This window comes from Methylobacterium oxalidis (genome assembly GCF_007992195.1).
In the GTDB taxonomy this organism is placed as follows: domain Bacteria; phylum Pseudomonadota; class Alphaproteobacteria; order Rhizobiales; family Beijerinckiaceae; genus Methylobacterium; species Methylobacterium oxalidis.
In genome coordinates this window covers 1-25186 of sequence record NZ_BJZU01000044.1, presented here as the reverse complement: position 1 = coordinate 25186, position 25186 = coordinate 1, and the positions used below count along the sequence as shown (strand labels likewise).

The following is a 25186-nucleotide window of genomic DNA, read 5'->3' as shown; positions in this document are numbered from 1 at the left end:
AACTGCCGAGCCGAAGCCGCGTTCCGCCCCGCTGCGAGACGCGGCGTGCCGCTCAGCCGCCCAGGTCCGCGGAGCGGGGCGCGACCACCGCGAAGAGGTCGGCCAGCGCGGCGAGGCTCGCTGCCTGCATCTGCGCGGCCGGGACCACGCTGCCATCCGGCGCGCGCAGGTCGCGCGTGGCGGTGGCGGACGCCACGACGGTCGGGCGGAACCCGAGGTTGAAGGCACTGCGGGCGGTGGAGTTGACGCACATGTGCGTCATGAAGCCCGCCAATATCACGTCCTCGACGCCCGCCGCCTCGAGCCGGGCCTGAAGGTCCGTGCCGACGAACGAGCTCGGGTACGCCTTGGTGATCACAGGCTCGTCGCCTCTCGGCGCGACCTCGTCGCTGATCTGGCCGATCGGGGCCGTCACGTCGTAGGGCGAGCCCGGACCCGCGTCGTGACGGACGTGGAAGATCGGAATGCCTGCCGCGCGCGCCCTGCCGAGGAGATCGCTCGCCTCCTGGATTGCCGCCTCGACGCCATCGAGGCGCATCACGCCCTCGCGATAGGTGTTCTGCAGATCGATCATCACGAGGGCCGAGCCCGCCAGCGAGGCCGGGCGCGGGCTCAAGCCCGAGAGGTCGCGCAGTGTCTTGAGGTCGCTCATGCCGGTGTCCCTCCCCGGGTCGTCGCGGTGACAGGAACAGGAGAGCGTCGGCGCGGATCCGTCAATGCGACCTTGGTCGATCGGACGCTCGCACGGCATCTGTCCCGAGTGTCGCCGGCACGTCGTCCGCAGTCACGGGCTCGCCGGCGCGATTGTACTCATCGAGCGTCGCAGGTGCAGGCCCCGGCGCCACGTGCGGCGGCATCGATGCCAGCCGATCGCGGAGGGTGAGCAGGTGGCCGAGAAGTTCGTGCGGGTCGCTCGTCGGCGGGATCAGAATGCCGCCGCCCTGCGCGCGGATTCGCTCGGCCGGTGCGCCGAAATCGAAGGTGACGACCGGATAGCCTGCCGCCCAGACCTCGGAGAGGACGTAGGAGTAGGTCTCCGGCCAGACGCTCGGTAGCAGCACGGCATCCGGACCGACGGCCGCGAGCCGCGCCTTCAACTCGGACGGATGGTAGCGGCCTGAGACGGAAGCGTTGCCCAGCCGGACGAAACGCGCATCGTCGGCTGTGATGCCGACAACGGAGAAGTGGATCGGTGCCCGTTCGCGGGCTGCCTGCTCCACCGTCCTCAGGAGAAGGTTGTAGCCCTTGTGCCAGCCGATGGCGCCGACCACCGCGACGGTCAGCGCGCGCGCCCCCTCCGCGCGCCGGCCCACGATCCGCACGGTGCCGGTGGGCTCCGGCTCGGGATGCGGCAAGGCCACCACCGCTTCCAGGCCGAAGCGGCGGACGTAGCGGGCGGCGGTGTCGCGCGAGGGCGCCGTCAGGCGCCGGGCGCCGCCCAGGATCTCCGCGTTGAAGGCGAGCCAGGCCGGAAGATCGGCCTCGATCAGGGCGGACTGATCACCGAAGCCGTAGGGCACGCCACCGGTGACGCAGATCTGGCAGATCTGCGGAGGCGGCTCGTCGCAGTAGAAGTGTCGCCCGTCGATCAGGTGGACGCGGGGACAGAACCACTGGAAATCGTGAAACATGACGTCGTAGGGCCGGTCCTGCAGGAGGCTGCGCAGGAAGCCGGCATCGAATTTGAGACGTGAGTTGACGTGCAGCTCGATGGCGACGCCGTCCGCTTCGAGGCTTTTCAGGAAGCCGTCGACGCGCCCCGCGCCGAGGGTCAGGGCGAAATCGTCATCGAAGCGGATCTCAAGGCGGGGATCCTCGCCCTCATCGTTCACCGGCGTGAGAACCGCGAAAGCGTGACCCGGTTCTCGACTCAGATCGCGCATGTCGCGCACGTAGCGATCGGTGCCGCCGCCGCGTCCGTGGCTGATCTGCAGGGTCAGGCGGCCGAACCGACCCGCGAGCAGCTTCTGCGCGACGGCGATCCGGACAGGCTCGACGGGATCCGCCTCCATGAAGGCTTCCACCTCCGGCACGTATTCCGGGTAGAGGGCTTCGAGGCGCGCGTGGTTCGTGGCCAGGATCTCGAGGCGCTCTGCCGAACCGAAGGACACCGAGCCCTCGTGCACCACGAATGCGTCGGTCGCCACGACGTGGATCCAGCCGAGATCGCGAGCGGTAAGGCACCAGTCGACCTCCTCGCAGTATCCGCGCCCCCACTCCGTCGAGAACGTGCCGACCTCGTCGAGGGCAACACGATTGAGGTGCATGCAGAACCCTACCGCCGTCGGCAGTTCCACCGGCGCGCCGCCCGCCTCGGCGAAGGCATGGTCGATCTCGGTGACCCCGAGCCCGAAGGCCGGACGATTCACGCCGACCACGCTCGGGAAGCTGAGGATGGTGGCGTTGTTCGACATCGGCGTGACGCTGGCGATGCCGGGCCGGGCGTGGCAGTGGCGAGCGAGCCGTTCCACGAGCCGGGGCGGAAGGATGGTGTCTGCGTTGACGAGCAGAGCATCCTCGCCCTGCTCCAGCAGCGAGAAGCCGCGGTTGACGGTCGCGATGAAGCCGAGGTTGCGCGGATTGTCGAGGATCGTCAGGCCCGGATGGCACGCGGCGGCAAGCTCCGTCAGGTACGCGCCGACGGTCGCGTCGGGCGAGCCGTCGTTGATCACGATCGCGCGGATCCGGCCGGGCTGGAGCTGTGGAATCAGCGAGGCGAGGCAGAGCTTGAGATCGCTCAGCCCGTTATAGGCCGGTACGATCGCGCAGACCGGCGGGATCCGGGTGACGTTCGTCGGCTCGGCGAGGACGGGTGAAGCGCGCCGCTCCGACAGGCCTGCCGCCCGGTTGGACCGCTCGACCTCGACGATGCGGCCCCGGATCGCGCGCCGCTCGCCGAGCGTGCGATCGGGCTCAACGTGTGCGAGCAGCTTCGCCCGCGCTTCGGCGCGCCGCGCGGCGATGCGCACGGCGAGCGTCGTCGCCTCGTACCGGCCGAGGCGGATCCCTCCGTCCGGCGGCCCGGCGACGAGATCGACCTCTCCTCCGACGTCGATATCGAGAAAGGCGAAGCCCGTGGCGTCCCGTCCGAAGGCGGCCTTCAGGTCGGGCCGGTGATGTGTCCGGACCTCCGCCAGAGTCTTGCCTCCCGCGACCAGTCGGAGCGGAGTGGGAGCATCCTCGGCTGCGGCGTCGAAGAACCAGCCCGCGATGCGGTTCGGGCTCAGCGCGTCGATGTGGAATTTGGGCTTGGCCGCCCAGGAGCCGTGCTCGATCGCGGTGTCGCCGACCCGCACCGCGAGGCGGTGCGGGTTGCCGTCGAGGGCGGCCGAAGGCAGCGGCAGCCGAAAGCCGTTCCAGCCTCCCCGCGCACTCGCGAACATCAGCTCGCGCCGGAACTGTTCTGCTGGCGACGTCGTCGCCGCGACGCCGTCCACCAGCAGGGAGACCGTGAGCGCCGGCGCGTTCTCCGCCTCCGGGAACAGCGGCGACACCCAGCCTTCGAGCGCGTACCCGCGCACGCCGTCGATGCGTCCCGAGAAGCGTCCCGGGCCGACCTCGAAGCGTTTCCGCCAGACACTCGCACCGATCCGGACAGCCACCGACAGGGTGCCCGGGCGAGCGAGGCAGTCATGGGGTAGCTGTGCGAGAGCGTAGCGGCTGGAGCCGAGAGTGAACGCGCGCGCGATCGGAAGGCCTTGAAATGGCCCCCCGGGCGTCCGAACCGAGACCTGTATGTCGGCTGCTTTCCTGCGGGCCGGCACCACGACGACGATGCCGCTCGCGTAGATCGTGAACCAGGGGCGCGCGGCGGCCCGCGACGTGAGCCAGCGGCGACCGCCCGCGGCGAGACCCCTCAGATGCTTGACGAGACGCAATGCCTATTCTCAACCGTGAGGTGTCGGGCGCGGGCGGGGCTTAGCCGTTTTTCGGATCCGGCGAAACGTGGCGCGCCGGGTTCGGCTCCTGATCCGGACCGCGATCATACCGACGGCGCTCGCCGTCAGGCCGGGCGCCGTTCGACGGCCGGCGCCTCTGCCCTCACGTGCCCCATGTTGAGGAGCCGGACGAGCGCGCGCTTCAGGAGGCCCCCGAGGCCGAGCTCGATCGCGACGCCGCGGCGGTAGCGATCCCGCCAGTTCGCGCCGCAGGTCAGGAGGCGAACGGGGCCGAAACGTCGGCTGAGCCGCCGGAGCGCGCGGTCACGGGCGGGCTTTCCTCCCGGGAGGATGGTCAGGCGTTCGACGAGGATGCGGAGGCGGGCCGGCTCGATATCGAGCCAGTCGAGCGTGCTGGGCTCCGCGGCGGCGCGTCGAAGTCGGCCGCCGATCACGCCTATTTTGGCGAAGTGACCGATCCGCCGCAGCGTCTGGCGCAGCACGTCCTGGGAGTCAGGCCATCGCACCAGCGCCCCGGTGTGGTTGCCCCCATGCTGAACGTAGCGCACCAGCGGTTCCGCGACGTAGCGAAGGCTCCCGCGCCTGCCGGCCACGAGGGCGATCCAGTGATCGTGGTAGGTCAGGCCCGGAGTCGCCGGAAAGGGCAGCGCCTCGTCGATCAGCTCGCGGCGTGCGAGGACCGTCATGCCGGTCACGACGTTGGCGAGGAGCAGGCCGCCGAGGCTGCCCCAACGCGCTTCCCGGTGCACCCAGTAGGTCGGCGACACCACGGCGCCCTGCGGCTGGACGATGGCCATGTCGGAGTAGCAGCAGCAATATGGCACGGCCTCTGCCGTCGCGATCTGCCGGGCGAGGCGCTCGGGCAGCCAGACGTCGTCCTGATCGCTGAGGGCGACGAAGGCGCAGCTCGGCGGCAGCGCCGCGCAGGCGCGCTCGAAGTTCCGGTAGAAGCCCAAGTTGCGGCCGGACGGGAGGAGGCGAAACCGGGGCTCGTCCTCGATCGATGCGGCGATGGCGCGCAGGATCTCCGGCTGCGAACCGTCGTCCGAGATCACGCAGATCCAGTCTGGATGGGTCTGGGCGCGGATCGAGCCGATCTGGCGCGCGAAGAGGGCTAGATCGGGATTGAAGGTCGCCATCGCGATGCCGATCCGTGCCGGGCCGGCTGCCGCGGCGCTGTCCGATTCGGTGATCGGGTCGACGCGAATGAGATCGACCGACGCGAGCCTGAGGCAACTCGCGGTGCCCCGGTCCCAGGTCACGGTCGCGTCGATCCAGGCCTGCCCGTCTCGCAGAGCCTCGCATGGCGGGAAGACTGCAGAGACGTAGAAGCCGCCGTCGAACGCGTCGTCGATCCCGGCCTCGGTCGGGCCCAGCAGGCCGTCCTCAAGAATGACCTGCCGCGCTTCGACGCTGTGTCCGCCCTGGATCAGGCGAAGCTGCAGGGCGGCGATCCGGGTGCTCGGGTGATGGACGAAGCCGCGCAGGCCGAGCGCAGCGCCCTGCCGCGTCAGCAAGGCGGGCGGCACGCGTCCATCGACTGAGATCCAGATGTCCCTCTCGATCATCCCAGCCCCGCTCCCGACCGCATGTGCCGCGGGCGTGAGGCGCCGCGCGGCGACCCGGCCGACGGTGGTCTGGCGACCCCGGTAGGGCTCGAACCTACGACCTGCCGCTTAGAAGTAACAGAATCGCGTCGTAGCTCGGTTCTGCGGGACTGCACAAGGGCACACGAAATTTCACAAAATCATACGGCCGCACGTCGGCCGGCTTGTCCCTGCCCTCCGTGCAATCGCACTTACACTCGTTCGAATTTGTCGAATGGCGTAGCGCCACGGAAGTGTAACCCCAGCAGCAACCGCGGCCCTTCCCTGCCAGCACGGCTCTTACTCGGCCGTTCTGAAGGCCCGAGCTGACCCGAAGCGGGCTGTGAAAAGATCTGCTTACGGGCAGTCCGATCGAGTGGGCTTAGCGACCGATGATGGCCGAAAGTAGAATGGCCGCTTCGAGGCTCGATTGGCGGGCAAGCGGACGTTCGACCCGGCTTCGTCGAAGGTCTCACTGTGACCCTGAGCGGCCCCTCAAGCTTACCAGCATGACGTTGCCAGCAACGGGCAGAGCGAAGCCTGTTCACACAGATAGCTTCACCCTGGGTTCCCGATAGGAGCTGGGCTCGCACCCTCCCCTAGGTGGGAGGCGTCCACCCCTCCGCCGCGAACGCCTTGCCCAGGAGCAACAGCCACCGCATCCCCCCACGGACCGCCTGAGGGTCCAGTCCCTCTGCGCGGGCGGCGGGCGTCAGCGCCTCGCGGGCCTTCGCGGCGGCCTCCAGGCCGAAGCCTACCCGCACCGATGATGTCGTGCGACGTGCCAGCCAGACTGTTCCCTGTCCCCGTCCAGGACCAATGACGTGCCCCAGCGCACATTTTAGATCGCAAGCTAACGAATTGTCTGGCTTGCCTCACCGTTCGGGGCTAGAAGGGACGAGACATCGACGAGCGGGAGAGAGCCGGCTTGGACCGGCCGCCGAAGGAGCAACCGCCCCGGAAACTCTCAGGCACCCGGACCGCTCGTCGTTCAACACTCTGGAAAGCGGAGCGCCAGCTCCCGCCGATGGTGTAAGGCGCGACCTCTCCCGAGGCTGCGTCGAAGCTCTCAGGCCGATGACAGAGGGGGCTCGCACGCATGACGCGTGCGGAGCAACCTTGGAGGCCTGTGTGATGACGTCCCCATAGCCCAACACCCCGCGCCCTAGGGCTCGATACACCCTCCCCATTCGCACCGGCCGGCTCACCTCGTGAGCCGCGGCTTCGACGCACGCACGGCATCGACCATGCGGCGCGTCCGCTCCTGCGCGGGCCGACACCTTCGCCCCCACCCTGGATGTCATCCGATGTTGGCCACCCGCCGCGCCGTCCTGCTCGCTGCCGCCGTGCTCGCCCCAGCACGGGCTCAGGGCTTCTTCTGGGACAGCAAGCCAGAACCGTCGGAGGTGCCACAGCCCGTCGAAGCACCACCGACCCGCGATGCCTGGTACGTCGGCGAGATCCCGGACGAGCCCTTCAAGATCCCGAAGGTCGACCTGGCCCTCGTCCCGCCGGAGTTCCGCCGACAGCTCGTGGACTACGACGGGCCGGAACGTGGGGGCACGGTCGTCATCGACACCCACCAGCGCTTCCTCTTCCTGGTGCGCGAGGACCGGACCGCGGTCCGATACGGCATCGGCGTAGGGCGGGCTGGCTTCACGTGGTCGGGCATCGCGGTGATCAAGCGCAAGACGAAGTGGCCGGGCTGGCGGCCGACCGCGGCCATGCTGAAGCGCCGGCCCGACATCCCGCGCTACGTCGAGCCCGGGGTCAACAATCCCCTCGGGTGCCGCGCCCTCTACCTCTACCAGGGGGAGCGGGACACGCTCTACCGCATCCACGGCACCAACGAGCCCTGGACCGTTGGCGGCACCGACTCATCGGGCTGCATCCGGCTCCTGAACGAGGACATCCTCGACCTCTACGGCCGCGTCCCCCTCGGGACGACCGTCGTCGTGAAGACCTCGCAGCCCGAGGTCATGGTGCAGCGCGAATGGGACGAGCGCCCCCGCTCGGACAACCAAGTCCTGCTCTTCAAGTGACAGTCGAGACGAGCCGCAACACCGCCGTTCCCGCGACGTCGAGCGCAGCCGAGACCCGAGACGAGATACGATGTTTGAGACTGCGACCACAACCCTGGACTGGATCGGCGTGATCGTCTTCACGGTCACGGGCGCGCTTGCGGCCTCCCGCAAAGAGATGGACTTCGTCGGCTTCGCGGTCCTCGGCACGGCGACCGGCATCGGCGGCGGCACGCTGCGGGACCTGTTGCTCGGGCTGCCGGTGTTCTGGACGGTCCAGCCGGCCTACATGCTGACCTGCCTGCTGGCCGCGGGGTTGGTGTTCTTCACCGCCCACATCCCGCAGTCCCGCTACCGGTACCTGCTGTGGCTCGACGCCCTGGGTCTGGCCCTGTTCGCCGTGGCCGGGGCGGAGAAGGCCTTGCAGGCCGGGGCGAGCCCCCTCGTTGCCATCGTCATGGGGGTGGTCACGGCCACCTTCGGGGGCGTGATCCGCGATCTGCTCGGAGGCGAGAGCCCGGTCATCCTCAGTCGCGAGATCTATGCCTCGGCCGCGGGGGCCGGCGCAGCGGTCTTCGCGATCCTGACCGCCCTCGATAGCCCGCGCGAGTTCGCGTTGGGCATCGGCTTCGCCGTCGCCCTCCTCGTGCGGGCCGCATCGCTCCGCTTCGGCTTGACGCTTCCGCGATATCGCCCCCGCGCCGGCATCCCCTATCATTGACGTCGGCCGATCCGTCGCGGCGCGCCGACTTCGAGGCGCCCCGAAACGACAGACTTCACCGAACGACCGCTCGCGCGGTCCAATCACAAGGGAAAGCCACGATGGCCATCGGCAAACATCGTTGCGGGCTCGCGCTGGCCGCCTTCGTGTCTCTTTCGGCCCTGTCAGGTCCCGCATTCGCCCAAGCCGACGCCAAGGGGTTGCCCGGCCCGACCGAGGAGCAACTTGCGAAGCTGCAGGCCATCTACGAGGACATCCACGCAAACCCCGAACTCTCGATGCAGGAGAAGCGCACGGCCGGCATCGCCGCGAAATGGCTCAAGGAGCAGGGCTTCGAGGTCACGGAGGGCGTGGGCGGCACCGGCGTGGTCGGCGTCCTGCGCAACGGCGACGCCCCGACCGTGCTCCTGCGCGCCGACATGGACGCCCTCCCAATGAAGGAGAACACCGGCCTCCCCTATGCCAGCACGAAGAAGGGGACCGATCCCGCATCAGGTCGTGAGACGGCCATCGCGCATTCCTGCGGACACGACCTGCACGTGACCTGGCTGATGGGCGCGACCCAGATCCTGGCCGCGAACAAGGACAAGTGGCACGGGACCGTGATGGCCGTGTTCCAGCCGGGCGAGGAGATCGGCGAGGGTGCCAAGGCCATGGTCGACGACGGCATGGTCAAGCGCTTCCCGAAGCCGGCCGTCACGCTGGGCCAGCACGTGCTGCCGTTCCCGGCCGGGCAGGTGCGCCTCGCCAGCGGCCCGGTGCTGTCCCAGAGCGACAGCCTCAAGGTGACGTTGTATGGCCGCGGCGGGCATGGCTCCGGCCCGGAATCGACCATCGATCCTGTGGTGATGGCCGCCGCGACGGTGATGCGGCTCCAGACCATCGTCTCGCGCGAAGTCTCCATGACCGACAGCGCTGTGGTCACGGTCGGATCGATGCAGGCCGGTTCCAGCGCCAACATCATTCCGGACCAAGCCGAGCTTCAGCTCAACGTCCGGACCTACGATGGAGGGGTGCGGGACAAGGTGCTCTCGTCGATCAAGCGGGTGGTCGAGGGGGAGGCCTCCATCTCGGGCGCCCCGAAGCCGCCTCTCTTCACGATGCTCGGGCGTTTCCCGCTGACCGTGAACGACGCGGACGCGACGGCCAAGGTGACCGAGGCGCTGAAGCAGCGCCTGGGTGCGGACCGGGTGCAGCCCGCCGGCAACGCGGCCGCCAGCGAGGACTTCACCGTCTTCGCCCGCGCCTGGGACGTGCCCTCGGTGTTCTGGTTCGTCGGCGGGACCGATCCGAAGCGCTACGCGGAGGCTGAGAAGGCCGGGACCCTGGACGCACTTCCCGCGAACCACTCGCCGGAGTTCGCCCCGGTCCTGACACCGACCCTTCGGATTGGCGTGGAGACGATGCTTGCGGCCGCCGGTCATTGGCTGGCGCCCCAGGCTTCGGATGCGAAGGCACGCTGACGAGGCCGGAGCCGGGGCGCCTGCCCCGGCGCTTTCCCGGACCTTCAACGCGCGGGCTCGGGCCTCAGACGCAGCTGCGTTCCCCACGGATCGCGCACGACCAGCGTGTCCCCATCCTCGACGAGGGACACGCCCGCATCCCGGCATCGGACCCGCGCCGCAGCGAGCGTCCCACCGTCGGCGAGCAGCCCGACCTCCGCGAGGCCCGTCGCCCCCTCCGTGCGAACCGCGGCGCCACGGCTGTTCCAGACGTTGCCGGCGAGCTGGTGGTGGTAGCCGCCCGCTCCCAGGAACAGGGCGCCGGGATAGCGGCACATGACATCGAACCCGAGCAGGCCCGCGTAGAAGCGCTCCGTCGCGTCGAGGTCGCCGACCTGGAGATGGACGTGGCCGACGCAGGAGCCGGGCGGCATCCCCGACCAAGGCCGCTCGGCGGCACGGACGAGCCCCGCATGGTCGAGCCGTTCGTTGCGCATCACGACCGAGCCGTCCGCGTCCCGCTGCCAAGCGGAGGCCGGGCGGTCGACGTAGATCTCGATGCCGTTGCCCTCTGGATCGTCGAGGTAGACCGCCTCGCTGACGAGATGGTCGGCGGCGCCCGTGAGCGCGATGCCGTGCTTCTCCGTGTGCAGGAGCCAGGCGCCAAGGTCGCCGCGGCCCGGCAGCAGGAAGGCAGTGTGGAATAGGCCTGCCTCTCGCGGCTCCCGCGGCCGCGCGTTTGGGGCATGCCGAAGGACGAGAAACGTGGTGTCGCCTGCTCCGAGCCGCACGGCGCCGCCGGCCGCCGAGACGACGCTGAGCCCGATGGCGTCCCGGTAGAAGCGTGTGAGGGCATCGAGGTCGCGCACCACGAGGGTCACGGCTTCGACCCGATACGGCGCCTCGCCGAGGACGCGATACAGCCCGTCATGAGGCTTGCCTGATGCCGCTGTCGTCATGATCTGTCTCGCTGTCCTTCTTGTTGTCTTGCCCCGCCCTCGAAAGCCGGGATCGCCGGCCGGTCCCTAACGGGTGATCGCGTCCTGGGCCGCGGGGTCCGGGGCTCCGCGCCAAGCACCGAACAGGCTGAAGTGCGGGGTCTCGCCCTCCGGGTCGATCGCGACCGTGGCGGTGCGGCCCACGACCAGCCGCGTCTCGTCCGGAACGCCGTCCAGCTTGATCCGCACCGGGATGCGCTGGGCGAGGCGCACCCAGGCGAAGGTCGGGTTGACGCTGGCGAGAAGGTTCGAGCCCGCTGTCCGCTCGCGGTCCTCGATGCCACCCGCGTAACTCTCCACGAGGCCGGTCAGCGTCCCTTTCTCGCCCATCAGGCGGATGCTGGCCCTGCCGCCCACATGGATGCGCGGCAGCTTGGTCTCCTCGAAATAGCCCTCCACCCGCAGGGTGTCGCTGTCGATGAGGGCCATCACGCCGTGGCCGGCCGAGACGTAGGTGCCGGGCCGCAGGCCCATGTTGGTGATGCGACCGTTGACCGAGGCCTTCACGGCGGAGCGGTCGAGGTTGAGCTTGGCGAGGTCGCGGTCGGCCATCGCCTGACCGTAGGCGGCCTTGGCCTCAAGGTCCGCCGCCTGCGCGGCCTCCACCCGCTGCTGGGAGGCCGCCGCGTCGCTCAGCTTCTGGTAACGGGCGTAGTCGGCGGCCGCCTGCACCGCGGTCGCCTTCTTCCCCTCGACCACCGCCTCGGCCTGCCGCAAGGCCAGGGCGAAGCGGTCGGGGTCGATGCGGAAGAGGACGTCGCCCCGCTTCACCACTTGGTTGTCCGCGATCAGCACCTCGGTGACGAGGCCGGAGACGTCGGGAGCCACCTGCACCACGTCGGCCCGCACCCGCCCATCCCGAGTCCAGGGAGCCTCCATATAGTAGTCCCACAGGGCCAGCCCGACGACGATGGCGGCGGCGACCATCCCGAGGGTGACGAGGAGGCGAAACGAGAGGGCGAGCAACCGAGGCATGAGTTTATCCGGAAGGTCTAGGGCTTGGGCCGGGCGGCCGGACGCGCCCGCCGATCAGGAGGTGAGCGGCACTGCGACCGAGACGACGGCGCCGAGCAGCACGACGTAGAGGGCGAGATCGAACAGGGGCCGGTGCCAGACCAGGCGGTAGAACCCGGCCCAGGCCAGAGCGCGCCGCAGGGGCAGGCTGATGGCGATGGCGAGCAGCATCCAGGCCGCCAGACTCGGCACGAAGACGCCGTAGAGGTCGAGTTCACCCGTCATGCCGCGAGTTCCGGATGCGTGGTCGAAGGGAGGGTCGGACGGAAGGGCGGCGCGTCCGGGAATAGGCCGCGCCGGATGCCGACGAGACCCATCAGCGCGGCCCGGCCGGGTGCCTGCCGCGCATCGGCGGTGACGGCATCGAGCGCTCCATCGATGGTGTCGAGCAGGCCGGGACTGGGCGCATCCGGCTTGGCCCCGAAGTGCCGCGACAGTGCCGCGAGAAGCGTCTCGACGGCCTTCCGGGCCGGCTTTGAGAGCTGCCGGCGGTCGCGTCGCAACTCCACGACGTTGATGCCGACGCGGACCTCGGCCAGGAGGTCGGCGGTCCACTCCGCGTCCTCGGACGGCAGGGCGGCCAGCCGCGGCGCGATGAGGCCGACCCGGTCGAGCATCAGGGCCGCGAGTTCGAGGCCGTTCTGCGCGCCGTGGCGCTCGGCCGCCCGGGCGAGGCTGCGGCGGTTGATCGCCCGCAGGCGCCGTGCCGACCAGCCGGCACCGACCGAGCGGACGAGGCGCGTGACGATGGCGGCCACCCACATCCCGACGATGACCGCGACGGAGGCGTTGGCGAAGGCCGCGAAGTCGCCCGTGTAGCTGCCCTGAAGGGCGATCATGGCCGAGCCGTTGACCGCAGCGCCCATCGCCAGCGGTGCCGTCTTCGGCTGCGCCATGAAGACTCCGCAGGTCAGGAGGGCCGGAGCCAACGCCAGGACCAGCATCTCGAAGGTGGTGGCCAGCGGCAGGACCGCGAACAGGTAGGCTCCCGCCCCGAGGGCGCCGAGGATGGCCGAGTTGGCGAAGCTGACGATGAACGGCGCCGGGTCGTCCTGTGCGGCGAAGAAGCTGCAGCCGACCGCCGCCATCATCGGGGCGGCCGAGCCGTGCGGCCATCCGGTCGCGATCCAGATCGCGCAGGTGACCAGGATGGTCAGGAACACGCCCACGGCCGACAGCAGCGCCATGCCGTGATCACGGTGGCGGATCGCGCGCGCCGCGGCGGTGTAGCGGAAGGCGAGGTTCTCGGTGACCGGCGTCCCGTCGGCGATGTGCCGTTGCAGGATACGGGTGTCCTGGCGCAGGTCGATGAAGTCGCGCAAGCGCGCCAGCAGGCTCGCGAGGACAAGGGCATCCCAAGGCGGCCGCTCGCCGAGCGCGGGTTCGAGAGCGTCCGCGGCGGACTTCAGCCGGTCCGCCTCAGCCTGCTCGGTGGTCCCGGAGGCGAGCCATACGGCCATGTCGTCGAGGAGGGTGCGCAGGCGCTGCGGCAGGGCGCGCGCCCGCTCCAACGTCTCGATGCGGTCCGAGACCGCGGAGGCGATGGGCAGGAACATCAGCATGTGCTGGCGCAGCGTCGCCATCGCCTCGGCCGAGCGTTCCGCACCGGTCATGTCGTAGCGCAGCGGCGTCGCCAGCGCCTCGAAGGCGACGGCGTCGGAGGCCAGCTTCAGCCGCGTCGCCTGCGTGTCCCTCGCCGTGCGGGCGCGGCCGAGGACGTCGATGACCCAACCCCGGGCGTCGCGCAGCCAGAGGTCGAGCCGTGCGGTGATCACGGGCGCGACCGACTGCGGCAGCACGACCGTGTTCACGAGGCTGGCGCAGAGGATGCCGAGGGTGATCTCCTCGGCCCGAGCCATGGCGGTGTCGAACATCGTTCCGGGATCGCCGACGGAGGGGAAGCCGATCAGCGCCGCCGTGTAGCCGCCGAGCATCATCAGGTAGCTGCGCGGGGTGCGGTCGAGAAGGGAGAAGTACAGGCACGTCGCCACCCAGAGCGCGATGGCCAGGGTGAGGAGCTCCGGGGCGTTCACGAGGTTCGGCACGAGGGTCACCGTGACCACGGCCCCAAGCAGGGTTCCGAGCACCCGGTACAGCGCCTTCGAGCGCGTGGCGCCGGCGAGCACCTGGCTGGTGATGTAGACGGTGCCGAGCGCCCAATAGGGGTTCGGCAGGTCGATCCAGAACGCTAGGAACAGGGCCAGCATCGCCGCCGCGAAGGTCTTGAGCGAGAAGGCCCAGTCGCGCCAGCCCGGCAGAGTCATTCCGCGGCCTCGCCCTCTACAACCCTGTCCCGGGACACATCGGGCTCGGACGGGCCACCTAAATGGTCCTGGACGGCCTGGAATACCCGCAGGCTCGCCTCCAGGTCGGCTGCGCTCACCGTCGAGAACACCGCCTTCCGCAATTGGTCGAGGTCTGCCTCGATCCGCGCGACCACCGAGCGGCCGGTGTCGGTGAGGCTCAGGACCTTGGCGCGACGGTCGGTCGGGTCCTCCTTGCGCATGACGAGGCAGGCCGCTTCGAGTTGGTCCAAGAGGCGCACGAGCGACGGCCCCTCGATGCCGACGGCCTCGGCGAGGGTGTTCTGGCGCGGTTCACCGCCAAGGCGTCCGATCAGCACCAGCGGCAACGCCTTCGCCTCGGAGACACCGTGCGCCTCGGTGGTGGAGTTGGCGAGCCGCCTCCACTGGCGGCCGGAGAGCAGAAGCGAGTGGGTATAGGTCATCCAAAGCTGGCTCAGGCCCTTCGCTGCCATCCGACCTCTTCCCTATGGACAGAGATGGGGCACATCCCTGGGACCCGCACAATGAATAGCAAACTATCGATTAGTTGGCATCCATTCAAGCCGGGCACGATCCTTGGGCAGTTGGACGCGACTTCGTCGGCCAACCCGCAACCCTCCGGGCGTCGTCATGGGCGAGGCGAGCGCGCTTACCGGCTCCAGCTACCGATGCTGGCCGAGAACGGAATGGCGGTTTCCGGGTAAGCCAGTAGGCTAAGCCGACGAACCGCTTGAGCCAGTGCCGCCCCTAAGCCGAACTTCGCAAGTGATGGCTCTGACGTGACACCGCCTATAAGTCGCGACGAAACTCACTAGGCAGCAGTCCGTACATGGCCTTAAACCGGCGGCCGAAGTGGGTCATGTCCGAGAACCCCCAGCCGTAGGCGATCTCACTCACAGACCGGTGCTGCTGCGCCGGATCTGCAAGCGCCTGTCGACAACGCTCCAGACGCTTGGCCTGAATGAGCCGTCCCAGTGACGTGTCATCATCAGCCAACACGGCATTGGCGTAGCGGGTGCTCACCCCGGCCGCCCTCGCAATGACGCTTGCATCAAGCCTCGGGTCGGAGAGCCGTGCCTCGATCGCAGCATGCAGCTTCATGCGGATGAGGGAACGGGCCGATGAGCCACGTGACACCTGTCGCTTCGTCGCCTTGCCGAGGGCTACCGCGACAAGATCGAGTAGGTGCACCTCGACTAGGTCCTCGGCTGCTGAACTCAAGCGGCCTGCCTGAGAGGGCAGCATCGTCAGGTAACCCGATGCCAGCTGACCTTCCGCCGTGACGGGGGTAACCGGATGTGCTGTCAGATCCTGGACGGCACCAAGGCGGCTTTCGAGCAGATGGCGGTCTAAGATCAGCGTGAGGACCTCCGAGGCATCGGAAAAGCTCCCTTCGTGGGGCAGGCGCGGATCGATCAGCGCAAACTCCCCCGGCATCAACTTCGCACGGCGGCCGCTCTGCTGAAGGATTTTTGTTCCGGTCAGGGGCATAAAGACGAAGAGCTGATCATCGCTCGGCTGCCCGCTGTGGCGCTTCGTATGCGAGATGTTGACCGCCGAACTTTGTGCGAGCGTCAGATTGACCGATCCAATCGATCCAGCCCGCAGCTCGGCTCTGAAGGTCCTCCGGCAGGCCGGTGCCGCATCATTGCTGATGATGTTCCTGCGGATGATATTCATCCAGTAGTCAAATCGATCGCGCGAATGAACATCGTTTGTCGAAAAAATCTTTCGCATGACACTTTCAGCTCACGCAGCCGACGATTTGTTCCCGCCTAGCCGATCCTGCACGTCGCACATCGGCTAGGATGATGCTTCGGCAATGGGCCACAGGCGCCGTTCTGACGGCGAAGACACGAGTGCCACGGTTTTTCTTTGATATCCACGATGGTGAGACGATCCACGACGAAGAGGGCCACAACATCGCTAACCTGGACGCTGCGCGCGCCCACGCCCGGCACGCGCTCAGTGAGATGCTCGCGTACGAGCTGCGCCAGGGGAACACTCCCTCGATCCGCGTTCACGTGCGGAATGAAGCCGGAGCGCACGTTCTGACAGCCAGGGGTCGTGGCGAGGTTCTGATCGACGAGGCACCAGAAGGTGTCGCGTGCACGCGCGTTGAGAATGCAGAGAGCGGCACGTTGAGCCCGCTGGATCGCGCTGCTCAGCACGCGATGGCGGCGCAGAGGGCCATCGACGCAGACGGTAGCGCTGCGCTGCGGCATTGGGCTGACATGCTGGTGTGGGCGATCGAGCGCGCAATTCTGAGACGTCCGAACGCAGCATCCCGTCGCAAGCCAGAATGAACATGGGCGCCCTCCATGGCCAGATCTACCTTTCGCACCATGCCGTCCCGCTACAGCAGTATGCACCTAACGAGAAACATTTGGGGACCTAAATTGACAGGCAACGATCAGGAGCAAGCTGCAGCCTTCCTTGAGCTCGCAGGTGGCATCGTTTCGGCATACGTATCCAACAACTCGCTGCGGGCTGCTGAGCTGCCGGCCCTGATCACCAGCGTGCATGCGGCGCTGCATGGTCTTGCGAGTGGCACACCTCAGGCTAGCGCCGTGGAAGAGGTTCCGAAGCCGACGCCATCACAGATCCGCAAGTCGATCACGCCGGACGCGCTGATCTCGTTCATCGACGGCAAGCCCTACAAGACGCTCAAGCGCCACCTCTCGACGCACGGGCTCGACCCCTACAGCTACCGCCAGCGCTACGGCCTGCCCAACGACTACCCGATGGTGGCCGCCGCTTACGCCGCCCAGCGCTCCGAGCTCGCCAAGTCCATCGGCCTCGGACGCCCGGGCGCGATGGCAGGAGCCGCGCAGACGAGCAGCGGACACCGCAAAGCACGCTGAGGCTCGACACGTTCCTCATCATGCTTGAATTCGGAGAAGGGCGGGCATCCCAGGGCTTCGTAATGCCCAGTCGGTGAATGACCGCTTCGGAGCTGCCGCCGGAGGCTGGTAGATGGCGGCCATGGGCGCAAAGCGGCCTCTCGTCGTGGGGTCCTACGGAGTCAGCCAGGAATGAGATTTCTGATGCGGGAGGCAAGCGCGTCGATCGCAAACGGCTTCGTCAGGACCTGCATACCCGGTTCCAGCAGGCCGTTGCCGACTGCCGCGTTCTCGGCATAGCCCGTGATGAACAGGACCTTCAGGCCCGGCCGCGCCAGACGCCCCGCATCCGCCATCTGCCGCCCGTTCATGCCGCCTGGCAAACCCACATCCGTCACCAGCAGGTCGATGCGCACGTTCGATTGCAGCACCCTCAGGCCCGCGCCGCTGTCAGCTGCCTCAATGGCCGTGTAGCCCAGCTCTTCGAGGACGTCCGTCACCAACATCCGCACCGTCGGCTCATCGTCGACGACGAGCACCGTCGCATCCTGCTCCGCGCGAAGCACGGCGGAGTGGGCTAGCAGCGCACCCTCTGCATCCACCGAACCATAGTGGCGGGGCAGATAGAGGCACATCGTCGTGCCCTGACCCACCTCCGAGTAGATCCGCACCTGCCCGCCCGATTGTCGAGCGAAGCCGTAGATCATGCTGAGCCCCAGGCCTGTGCCCTGGCCCGTTGGCTTGGTGGTGAAGAATGGGTCGAAGGCGCACGCGATCACGTCCGGCGTCATGCCGGTGCCCGTGTCGGTCACGCAAAGCGAGAGGAACTGGCCTGGGGGCAGGTCGTGCTCGTGCGCAGCACGGTCGTCGAGCCACTTGTTGGCGGTCTCGATGGTGATGCGCCCACCCTCTGGCATCGCGTCGCGGGCGTTGATGCAAAGGTTGAGTAACGCGTTTTCAAGCTGCGGCGGATCGATGAAGGCTGGCCACAGCCCGGAGGCTCCGACCACCTCGATGTGTATGCTTGGACCTACAGTGCGCCGGATCATCTCCTCCATGCCCGCCACGAGCCGATTCACGTCGGTGGGCTTCGGATCGAGCGTCTGCCGTCGTGAGAAGGCGAGTAGCCGGTGCGTCAGGGCCGCGGCGCGCTTCGCGGCTCCCTGGGCAGCGTTCATGTAACGATCGAGGTCCGACAGGCGTCCCTGGCTCATGCGCGTTTGCATGAGTTCCAGGCTCCCGGAGATGCCTGCCAGCAGGTTGTTGAAGTCGTGCGCCAACCCGCCCGTGAGCTGACCGACCGCCTCCATCTTCTGCGCTTGCCGCAGTGCATCCTCCGCCTGAGCCAGCACGGCGGCTTGTTCGTGCTCGGCTGTCGTGTGACGCCCGGTTGCGTAGACTTGACCGTCCTCGAATGCACCCGTCCAGGCGAACCAGCGGTAGGAACCGTCCGAATGGCGCAAGCGTCCCTCGTACGGTCTGGTGATGGGAGCCTCGACGATGCCCGCGAACACAGCCTGTGTGGCTGCCAGATCCTCAGGATGGGTAAACACCTCGAAGCGTTGTCCAACAAGCTCGGATGCCTCCCACCCCAGCAGGTCCGCCCAGGCGCCATTCACCGCGCTCAGAACACCGTCCGCTCCAGCTATCATGAGGAGGTCTGGCGAGAGGCGCCAAGCACGATCCAGTGCGCGGGAGCGCTCCGCTACGCGGGCTTCCAACATCGCGTTGAAGTCCTGCAGGGCAAGGCTGGCCTGTTCGGCGGTTCGGCGCGCCTCGAGGAGCTCTCGTTCGTACCGCCGGCGATCCGAGGCGTTGAACACCGTCACGCGAATGAACCGGATGCCTCCCGCCCCATCCCGCCGCACCACGGCGTTGACGAGGACAGGCAATGTCGTGCCGTCCGCACAGACAAGGTCGAGCGCGACCTCGTTGAAGAAACCCTGCATCCGCAGCAGCGGCGCGAAGTGGGTCTCGTAATAGATCTTGCCGGCTATGGTCAGGAAATCGAGGAAGCGGCGCCCGACCAGATGCTCGGCTTCGTAACCGGTCCAGACTGCGAAGGTTCGATTGACCTTCGCGATGCGCCCATTGGCCAGCGCGGAGATGTACCCGCAGGGCGCATTCTCGAAGAGATCCTCCAGGTCATCACAGTCGGGAGCCTGGGCAGCGGGACCCACCTCGTTCAACTTATTGCCCTCGAAGGAAAGTCTTGATCGCCGCGATCGTCTGCTCGGGCGCGCTCAGGTTCGGGCAATGTCCTGTGGCGTCAATGAGAGCCATCTCGCTCTCTGGAAGGTTGCGGTGGACGTACTCGCCCACGGACTGCGGCGCGATCACGTCTTCTGAGCACTGGATCACGAGACACCGAACCTTCACATCCGCAAGGTCGGCGCGATTGTCCGACAAGAAGGTTGTCCGGGCGAAGCGCTTGGCGATGTCGGGATCCGTGCGACAGAAGCTGTTTGTGAGTTCCTCGCCCAACTCGGGGCGGCCGGGATTGCCCATGATCACCGGCGCCATCGCTTGTGACCAGCCCATGTGGTTGCTGTCGAGGAAATCCAGCAGCTCCTGGATCTGAGCCTCACTGAAGCCGCCCTCGTAATCGGCGTCGTTGATGTACCGGGGGGATGGGCACACCATGACGAGGCTGTCGAAGAGTTCGGGAGCCTTCTTCGAGGCCAGGACCCCAACCATGGCGCTGACCGAATGGCCGACGAAGATGCCACTCCGCACGTCCAATGAGCGGCAGAGGTCGACCACGTCGTCGGCGTAGCCATTCAGCGAGGCGTACTTCTCCGGATCGTAGGCTGAGACATCTGAGCCACCAGCCCCGACGTAGTCGAACAGGATCGTGCGGAACCCGTCCTCGAAGGCCGGAGCCACGAACCGCCACATGTTCTGGTCACAACCGAAGCCGTGAGCGAAGACCATCGCTGTAGGCCCAGTCCCCGCCAGTTTGGTGTTGTGTCGCTGGATGACGGACAACGCTGCATTCCCTCGAGCTGCCGCAGCGATATCACCGGGCGCTCGGCAATGCCCAGTCCGCGAACGTTCTTTTCCCAGCTGCCGTCCGAGCCGGATGGATGGCACATCACGGAAGCCGCGGGCTTGCCTTGCGAGGTGCACCTTCGCAACGTAGGACGTGAGCATCGGCACGTGACCGGATCACTTGGACCGTCACGCCCTCGCAGGCCGGTCCTTGTCTCCCTTCGCTCCCCGTCGATCACGCCGCCCGGCAGGCAACCGGCCGCGGCTCCAACCCGATGACCGCCTGCGAGGGACCGAGGATGTCATGAGCACCGGTACCGTGAAGTGGTTCAACGAGACCAAGGGCTACGGCTTCATCCAACCCGATGACGGCGGCAAGGACGTGTTCGTGCACATCTCCGCTGTCGAGCGCGCCGGGATGCGCAGCCTCAACGAGGGGCAGAAAATCTCCTACGAGGTCGAGGCTGACCGACGCAGCGGCAAGGAAAGTGCTGCCAACCTGAAGGCAGTCTGACACTTGCAAGCGAGCGGCCCGCATCTGGGCCGCTCGTCACGTGCCGGTCTTCGAGCTTGTGACCGGCGGGTGCGTCAAGGCTCGGCTATGGCCAAGCGCAATGCGGAGCGGACCACCCACTGCTGGGCCGTACCGGCTCGGGCCTATCTTTCCCACACCCGTCGGCGCAGAGTGCCCGCATCGCCGGATGAGCTAACCCGGGCTCCGGCGACTGAGGGCTCTACGCCCCCGCCTGTGACCCAACGGGTGGGCAATGGCTAACCTTATCAAATTCCCTGGCAGACCTCACAGAACTGCGTCCGTCTACAAGCTTCATCGATTCGCCCCTGACGGCAATCTGCAAGCCACGGTGCTCGTCCCAGCCTGTAACGAGACCGAGGCGAAGCGTCTGGCTGGCGAACTGACTCAGGGGCTGAGAGCTGAGCTGTGGTCGAGCGGACGGCTGCTGGAAGACTTCGCCGCCCCAGATCACCCAGTCGCAGCTTCAATCCGGCTGGTGGGCGACCCGGCAATCAGCCCGGAACGCGATCCATGACCGACGTCCAATGCCTCCGGCCGTTGCCAAGTCAGCGGCCCCTTGTGAGAGCACTCACCTGGCCGCGCTTGGGAGTTGCTGGTGACCATGCTGTACATGGAGGCAATTTTCGGCGTTCCGGGCCTCATCGCTGCACCGATCTTCTACGCCTACCTCAAGAATGAACTCTCCCGGCGAGGCCTGATTTGATGAAGCCGCTGGCGCAACGGACCTCACCGGCAGGACGCCTGCAGCTTCTCCAGGGTACGCGTATCCTCTTGCCCGCCGAAGTACCGATCGAGGGCCGTCCGAAAGGGTAATGCGTCTGGCGCAGCGCGCCCGAACAAAGTCAGGCTCGAGCGGAACTTCATGTCGTCGGGAGAGCCGAAGATGGCATGCGCCGAGCGCCCTAACACCCGGTTCACAGCCTCTGTGCAACGCCCCAGGCGAGGTCCGAGCAGAGGGTGCTGCAGGTAGGCGCGAGCCTCGTCGAGCGAACCGACAGCGTAACGCTGGGCCATGGCGCTGAACCCGAGACCGGCGATCTGAGGAAAGATGAACCACATCCAATGGCTACGCTTATGCCCCGCCATCAGCTCCCGCAGCGCCTGCTCATAGACACCGCTCTGAGCGTCCACGAACCTTGCAAGGTCAAAAGGATCGGTCATGGCCGGATAACGGGGGAGGGGACATGAAGGTCCCTTCTGCACAAAGCCTGCTGATCTCCGGAGCACCCTGTTTGCCCCGCCGTATGCTGCCAAGCCTGAGCAACGCAGATGCGGCCGCAGAACCGAAGGCGGCAACTCGCGATTCCGTCCAGGCCCTTGAAGCGTCTGCTCTCCGGCGGTTTGAGTTCAATGCCCTCAAACGGCCGATGGTGGCCGAAGGCAGAATGGCGGCTTCTGGGCAAACCACTGCGCTAAGCAGACGGTGCCCATCGGCCTGGGCCGTTCCTTGAGCAGGCCGTCGGAGTGGTTTTCCAATAGGACCCGAAATGTCAGCACGTCCGCGGTTCCAGAATGCCCAGTGACGTGTGCGGAACGAGGCACATCGGCCCATGGAACGTTCGGTAAGGGCGAGCCCTATTGGAACAACGACGATGCTGATGTCCGCTCAGGGTGGAAGGGCGACAGTCCGCTTCGCAGCTTCGAAGGTCGATAGCTGCCGGTCGCATGGCGCGAGACTTCTGATTTTGCACCGCAGCCATGCCGGGCACGTTGGTTTCGCGGCCACGCAGGCGGCAGCGGCGGAATTGTCAGAGCCAGCGGCGAACCTCGGCCTTGTAGCGGCGGTAGTCATCGCCGAACTTCGCTTCGAGATAGCACTCCTCGCGGGCGATCACCTGCGTCTGGATCACAAACAGCGCCAACGGGAGCAAGGCGAAGGCGATCGGCCCGTCGAGACCAATCGCAAGGCCGGCATAGATAAGCGCCATGCCGAGATACATGGGATTGCGGGTCCACCGATAAGGACCAGTCGTTGCGATGAGGGTCGTTGGCCGCGACGGCGGAACGTTGGTGCCCAGCCGCCGGAACAACCCCGCCGCCGCAAGCATCATCGCCGCGCCGGCGAAAATCAGCAGCGCGCCCGTTGCAATCAGCAACCGCCAGTCGATGCCGAATGAGCGCGGAGCGACAAACCACTCCGCTGCCAACCCCAGCAGCAGGGTGCCCAGATAGACGAAGGGCGGGGGGAAGCGCACACCCGCGCTGTCGGGTTCGACGGCCATCCTCATCTCCAATCTGTGGCCTCAAACCAGCATCGACTGCTGCGCGAAGATTCCTGCCATCGCGCCTTGCCATGATGCCGTGGTGACCGAGGGCATTCCGGGGTTGGCGAGATCGCCGGCGGCGTAAATGCCGGGCGTGCTGGTTTCGCGGCGCTCATCGACCTTGAGTGCGATGCCGAGGGGCGTGCCGACCGTGGCCAGACCGAGTGTTTCATGCAGGCTTACCGACGGCGTGTTGCGCGGATGCGCGAACAGGATATCGACTTCGGCATCAGGGACGGTATCGAGCTTGACGGTGGCGCTATGCCCCCCGCGACGGGTGATCCCGGTGATCCGGCCATCGACGACAGGTATGTTGCGACGCGCCAGACCGGCCCGGATTTCGGGTGAAAGGTCGTGACCATCGGCGAAGACCGTCAACCTGTCGGTCCAATCGTGGAACAGCCTGACCTGATTGTGCGACTGTGGGCTGGACCAGACGAGGCCCCAACGCTGGCCGGCGACTTCGAAGCCATCACAATAGGGGCACGGCACGATGGACGTGCCCCAACCTTCGGCAAAGCCCGGCACATCGGGCATCTGGTCGACGATGCCATAGCTCAAGATCAGGCGACGCGCCCTATGGCTCGCGCCATCGCCAGTGAGAACGGAGAAGTCGTCGATGGTGCCGGAGACGCTGTCGGCCCGCGCGCTGACCAACCTGATCGTGGGGTAGCGCGCGAGCTGCTGGCGCGCCTCGGCCAGGATTTCCAGCGGCGGCTTGTGATCGTGGCCGAGCAGACCATGCGAATGGCCGGCGAACCGATTGCGCGGCAGGCCGGTATCGAGAACGATAGCCTTGCGGCGGGCACGGCCGAGCTGAAGGGCGGCGGCGAGGCCGGCAAAGCTGCCGCCAATGATGATGACGTCATCCATGGTGATGGGCTCCGTGTTGCGGATGGAATGGCCTACCCATTTCGGAAACCACATGGTATCGTAATTCAGGAATTAAGATACCGTCAAGGACTGGAATTGTCGTGACCGAAAGCAGCCGGGCCCGGCGCGGCCGGCCCGCCAACGAGGCGCTTGGCCAAACGATCATCGACGCTGCGGGCGAACTCTTTGTGGAACTGGGTTTTCAAGCGACGACCTTGGATCAGGTCGCCCAGCGCGCGAAGATATCGAAGCTCAGTATCTATCGTCACTTCGAGAACAAGGAGGCGCTATTCAGCGCGGCCATCGCGGCCCGTTGCCATCAGTTAGCACCTCTGGCCCTTTCTGAAGGCGCCGACGGTTCGGCCATAGATCAGCTCATGGCGGCGGGATCATCCCTACTTCGCACGCTGTTGAACTCGGAAGTCCGCAGTGTCGAAGCCATGATCATGGGCGACAAGACAAACCAAAAGTCGCTAAGCAAGCTCTTTTACGAAGCCGCCCCAGCCCATGTCATGGCCCAAATCGAGGCCTTATTGCGTCAGATGCACGCGAAGGCACTTCTAGATGTGCCAGACCCTCACCAGTCCGCCCGCTTGTTTGCCGCGCTTATCAAAGGGTCCGATCTCTTGATGATCGCACGCTTCGATGAGGCGAGAGCAGAGGACGACAACGAAATCCAATCCTATTGTCGGTCGGCTGTTGAGATGTTCGTCGCCGCGCACGGCGGTAACAACCATGCGGGTGGATAGCCTAGGTTCAGGCCCACGGTCGCTTCTTGCTGCTGTTACAGACGAATGACCGCTTTTCAGAAGGGATAGGAGCCTCGAAACGGCAATAATGGGTCGGAAGCTCCCATAACGCCCAGCCGGCGAATGGCCGCCTTGGAGATGCAGTTCGGATCGGCTGGATGGCAGAAATGAGCGCGTAGCTGCCGGCCGGGTTTGGCCGGAAGGAGCCCGTCCGCTTCGTGAGTCAAGCCGCAGGTAAACAGACGTTCTGCGAGCCTCATCTGAATGCCACGAACCCACTGAGAGCCTGCAGGCCGCTCATCACCGCTATAGTTCCAAGCAAGAAGAGCGAGCTTGCGCGATGGCGTGAAGCCGAACTTCTTTTGAACAGCTGCTCCCCCGCCCAGCTTCCCAACAGCATCAACGGCAGGCCAATCAAAATTGACGGCAGCATATCGAAGTGGATCATTCCGGCAACAACAAGACTTGCGGCGCTCGTCAGAGAGCAAGCAAGAAAAAATATCAGCAACGAGGCTCGTATCTGTGCGACTGGTAGAGGCATCGCCAGATAGTACGCGACAACAGGCGGCCCAGGCATTGCGGCAAGACCGTTGAACAGACCGGCTGCAAACCCAACCCACCCACTATGATGGCCACTGGGAACTCTCGGGAAGTTAAAGCCCCTAGCCAAGGCAAGCGTGCCGAACATGCACGCGAGGGCAATTGCGAGGCGTGCAGCGGCGGGAGAGGCGATCGCAAGTACGAGCACACCGATTGGAGATCCGATCATGGCTCCGGCGATGAGCCACTTTAACGAGGGCCAGTGGCCGGAGCGGTGAGCGTATCGCAGATCGGCGAGGCCTCCACAGAGTTGGAGACCGACGGCAAGAGGTACTGCATGACTTGGCGGCAAGAAAAATCCGAGTAGCGGCACTGCCGCGAGAGCGAAACCGAAGCCAGCGAAGCCGCGGATCAGGGCGGCCACT

The 25186-nt window shown here is 66.7% G+C and carries 22 protein-coding genes and 1 riboswitch; of the genes, 7 read left to right on the top strand and 15 right to left on the bottom strand.

Annotated elements, in window-relative coordinates; genetic code table 11:
- Positions 1-52: 52 nt before the first annotated feature.
- From MOX02_RS12000 to MOX02_RS11990, 3 genes are all read right to left on the bottom strand, one after another.
- Positions 53-652 (bottom strand): cysteine hydrolase family protein, encoded by a 600-nt coding sequence (locus MOX02_RS12000; protein WP_147026025.1) that lies wholly within the window; start codon positions 650-652, stop codon positions 53-55.
- 61 nt (positions 653-713) lie between these two features.
- Entirely contained in the window at positions 714-3878 is a 3165-nt protein-coding gene (locus tag MOX02_RS11995; protein WP_147026024.1) for a glycosyltransferase, read from the bottom strand.
- Positions 3879-4003: 125 nt separating this feature from the next.
- On the bottom strand, positions 4004-5467 hold the full coding sequence (locus tag MOX02_RS11990; RefSeq protein ID WP_147026023.1) for a glycosyltransferase: 1464 nt from the start codon (positions 5465-5467) through the stop codon (positions 4004-4006).
- 921 nt (positions 5468-6388) lie between these two features.
- Positions 6389-6478: riboswitch (glycine riboswitch) on the top strand.
- Positions 6479-6792: 314 nt separating this feature from the next.
- Here MOX02_RS11990 and MOX02_RS11985 point away from each other — a divergent pair.
- The 3 genes from MOX02_RS11985 to MOX02_RS11975 all read left to right on the top strand — a co-directional run bounded on the left by MOX02_RS11985 (position 6793) and on the right by MOX02_RS11975 (position 9690).
- Positions 6793-7527 carry a L,D-transpeptidase gene (locus tag MOX02_RS11985; RefSeq protein ID WP_174804916.1) on the top strand — a complete coding sequence of 245 codons (735 nt, stop codon included), beginning with the start codon at positions 6793-6795 and terminating at the stop codon, positions 7525-7527.
- A 70-nt stretch (positions 7528-7597) separates the two neighbouring features.
- Entirely contained in the window at positions 7598-8227 is a 630-nt protein-coding gene (locus tag MOX02_RS11980) for a trimeric intracellular cation channel family protein (RefSeq protein ID WP_147026022.1), read from the top strand.
- A gap of 101 nt (positions 8228-8328) precedes the next feature.
- Positions 8329-9690, top strand: a complete 1362-nt coding sequence (locus tag MOX02_RS11975) for an amidohydrolase (RefSeq protein ID WP_147026021.1) — start codon at positions 8329-8331, stop codon at positions 9688-9690.
- Between the two features lie 44 nt (positions 9691-9734).
- Here MOX02_RS11975 and MOX02_RS11970 read toward each other — a convergent pair whose 3' ends face one another.
- The 6 genes from MOX02_RS11970 to MOX02_RS11945 all read right to left on the bottom strand — a co-directional run bounded on the left by MOX02_RS11970 (position 9735) and on the right by MOX02_RS11945 (position 15703).
- Positions 9735-10628 (bottom strand): VOC family protein, encoded by an 894-nt coding sequence (locus MOX02_RS11970; RefSeq protein WP_147026020.1) that lies wholly within the window; start codon positions 10626-10628, stop codon positions 9735-9737.
- 66 nt (positions 10629-10694) lie between these two features.
- Positions 10695-11642: an efflux RND transporter periplasmic adaptor subunit gene (locus tag MOX02_RS11965; protein WP_147026019.1), complete on the bottom strand. Its 948-nt coding sequence runs from the start codon at positions 11640-11642 to the stop codon at positions 10695-10697.
- A gap of 54 nt (positions 11643-11696) precedes the next feature.
- Positions 11697-11906 (bottom strand): DUF1656 domain-containing protein, encoded by a 210-nt coding sequence (locus MOX02_RS11960; RefSeq protein ID WP_147026018.1) that lies wholly within the window; start codon positions 11904-11906, stop codon positions 11697-11699.
- On the bottom strand, positions 11903-13945 hold the full coding sequence (locus MOX02_RS11955; protein ID WP_147026017.1) for an FUSC family protein: 2043 nt from the start codon (positions 13943-13945) through the stop codon (positions 11903-11905). Before MOX02_RS11955 ends, MOX02_RS11960 begins: the two co-directional genes overlap by 4 nt.
- The gene (locus MOX02_RS11950; RefSeq protein ID WP_147026016.1) at positions 13942-14439 is read right to left on the bottom strand and encodes a MarR family winged helix-turn-helix transcriptional regulator; all 498 of its coding nucleotides are present in this window, start codon (positions 14437-14439) and stop codon (positions 13942-13944) included. The genes MOX02_RS11955 and MOX02_RS11950 overlap by 4 nt, the downstream gene beginning before the upstream one ends.
- 316 nt (positions 14440-14755) lie before the next feature.
- On the bottom strand, positions 14756-15703 hold the full coding sequence (locus tag MOX02_RS11945) for an AraC-like ligand-binding domain-containing protein (protein ID WP_147026015.1): 948 nt from the start codon (positions 15701-15703) through the stop codon (positions 14756-14758).
- Positions 15704-15825: 122 nt separating this feature from the next.
- Between MOX02_RS11945 and MOX02_RS11940 the strand changes: the two genes are divergently transcribed.
- Together MOX02_RS11940 and MOX02_RS11935 are read left to right on the top strand one after the other, a co-directional pair.
- On the top strand, positions 15826-16272 hold the full coding sequence (locus MOX02_RS11940) for a DUF6894 family protein (RefSeq protein ID WP_147026014.1): 447 nt from the start codon (positions 15826-15828) through the stop codon (positions 16270-16272).
- Between the two features lie 93 nt (positions 16273-16365).
- The gene (locus MOX02_RS11935; RefSeq protein ID WP_238179662.1) at positions 16366-16830 is read left to right on the top strand and encodes a Ros/MucR family transcriptional regulator; all 465 of its coding nucleotides are present in this window, start codon (positions 16366-16368) and stop codon (positions 16828-16830) included.
- 161 nt (positions 16831-16991) lie between these two features.
- On the opposite strand, the gene MOX02_RS11930 is transcribed toward MOX02_RS11935, so the two are convergent.
- Positions 16992-18998 (bottom strand): PAS domain S-box protein, encoded by a 2007-nt coding sequence (locus MOX02_RS11930; RefSeq protein ID WP_147026013.1) that lies wholly within the window; start codon positions 18996-18998, stop codon positions 16992-16994.
- A 1-nt stretch (position 18999) separates the two neighbouring features.
- Positions 19000-19797 carry an alpha/beta fold hydrolase gene (locus tag MOX02_RS11925; RefSeq protein ID WP_210250380.1) on the bottom strand — a complete coding sequence of 266 codons (798 nt, stop codon included), beginning with the start codon at positions 19795-19797 and terminating at the stop codon, positions 19000-19002.
- 307 nt (positions 19798-20104) lie between these two features.
- Between MOX02_RS11925 and MOX02_RS11920 the strand changes: the two genes are divergently transcribed.
- Entirely contained in the window at positions 20105-20314 is a 210-nt protein-coding gene (locus MOX02_RS11920) for a cold-shock protein (protein ID WP_109890725.1), read from the top strand.
- Between the two features lie 747 nt (positions 20315-21061).
- Here the strand turns inward: MOX02_RS11920 and MOX02_RS11915 are convergent.
- The 3 genes from MOX02_RS11915 to MOX02_RS11905 form a co-directional block, all read right to left on the bottom strand.
- Positions 21062-21496, bottom strand: a complete 435-nt coding sequence (locus MOX02_RS11915; RefSeq protein ID WP_147026011.1) for a DUF1810 domain-containing protein — start codon at positions 21494-21496, stop codon at positions 21062-21064.
- A 587-nt stretch (positions 21497-22083) separates the two neighbouring features.
- Positions 22084-22557 carry a methyltransferase family protein gene (locus MOX02_RS11910; protein ID WP_147026010.1) on the bottom strand — a complete coding sequence of 158 codons (474 nt, stop codon included), beginning with the start codon at positions 22555-22557 and terminating at the stop codon, positions 22084-22086.
- A gap of 21 nt (positions 22558-22578) precedes the next feature.
- The gene (locus tag MOX02_RS11905) at positions 22579-23472 is read right to left on the bottom strand and encodes an NAD(P)/FAD-dependent oxidoreductase (protein WP_147026009.1); all 894 of its coding nucleotides are present in this window, start codon (positions 23470-23472) and stop codon (positions 22579-22581) included.
- A 101-nt stretch (positions 23473-23573) separates the two neighbouring features.
- On the opposite strand from MOX02_RS11905, the gene MOX02_RS11900 reads away from it, so the two are divergent.
- Positions 23574-24221 (top strand): TetR/AcrR family transcriptional regulator, encoded by a 648-nt coding sequence (locus MOX02_RS11900; RefSeq protein ID WP_147026008.1) that lies wholly within the window; start codon positions 23574-23576, stop codon positions 24219-24221.
- Between the two features lie 256 nt (positions 24222-24477).
- Here the strand turns inward: MOX02_RS11900 and MOX02_RS11895 are convergent.
- On the bottom strand, positions 24478-25186 hold a 709-nt coding region (locus tag MOX02_RS11895), incomplete at its 5' end, for a sulfite exporter TauE/SafE family protein (RefSeq protein ID WP_170267834.1).

Coding starts and splice junctions, on each gene's coding strand:
- MOX02_RS11990 (WP_147026023.1), bottom strand. CDS start 5,467: ATGATCGAGAGGGACATCTGGATCTCAGTCGATGGACGCGTGCCGCCC.
- MOX02_RS11980 (WP_147026022.1), top strand. CDS start 7,598: ATGTTTGAGACTGCGACCACAACCCTGGACTGGATCGGCGTGATCGTC.
- MOX02_RS11920 (WP_109890725.1), top strand. CDS start 20,105: ATGAGCACCGGTACCGTGAAGTGGTTCAACGAGACCAAGGGCTACGGC.
- MOX02_RS11915 (WP_147026011.1), bottom strand. CDS start 21,496: ATGACCGATCCTTTTGACCTTGCAAGGTTCGTGGACGCTCAGAGCGGT.
- MOX02_RS11970 (WP_147026020.1), bottom strand. CDS start 10,628: ATGACGACAGCGGCATCAGGCAAGCCTCATGACGGGCTGTATCGCGTC.
- MOX02_RS11950 (WP_147026016.1), bottom strand. CDS start 14,439: ATGGCAGCGAAGGGCCTGAGCCAGCTTTGGATGACCTATACCCACTCG.
- MOX02_RS11945 (WP_147026015.1), bottom strand. CDS start 15,703: ATGCGAAAGATTTTTTCGACAAACGATGTTCATTCGCGCGATCGATTT.
- MOX02_RS11965 (WP_147026019.1), bottom strand. CDS start 11,642: ATGCCTCGGTTGCTCGCCCTCTCGTTTCGCCTCCTCGTCACCCTCGGG.
- MOX02_RS11955 (WP_147026017.1), bottom strand. CDS start 13,945: ATGACTCTGCCGGGCTGGCGCGACTGGGCCTTCTCGCTCAAGACCTTC.
- MOX02_RS11975 (WP_147026021.1), top strand. CDS start 8,329: ATGGCCATCGGCAAACATCGTTGCGGGCTCGCGCTGGCCGCCTTCGTG.
- MOX02_RS12000 (WP_147026025.1), bottom strand. CDS start 652: ATGAGCGACCTCAAGACACTGCGCGACCTCTCGGGCTTGAGCCCGCGC.
- MOX02_RS11905 (WP_147026009.1), bottom strand. CDS start 23,472: ATGGATGACGTCATCATCATTGGCGGCAGCTTTGCCGGCCTCGCCGCC.
- MOX02_RS11960 (WP_147026018.1), bottom strand. CDS start 11,906: ATGACGGGTGAACTCGACCTCTACGGCGTCTTCGTGCCGAGTCTGGCG.
- MOX02_RS11910 (WP_147026010.1), bottom strand. CDS start 22,557: ATGGCCGTCGAACCCGACAGCGCGGGTGTGCGCTTCCCCCCGCCCTTC.
- MOX02_RS11985 (WP_174804916.1), top strand. CDS start 6,793: ATGTTGGCCACCCGCCGCGCCGTCCTGCTCGCTGCCGCCGTGCTCGCC.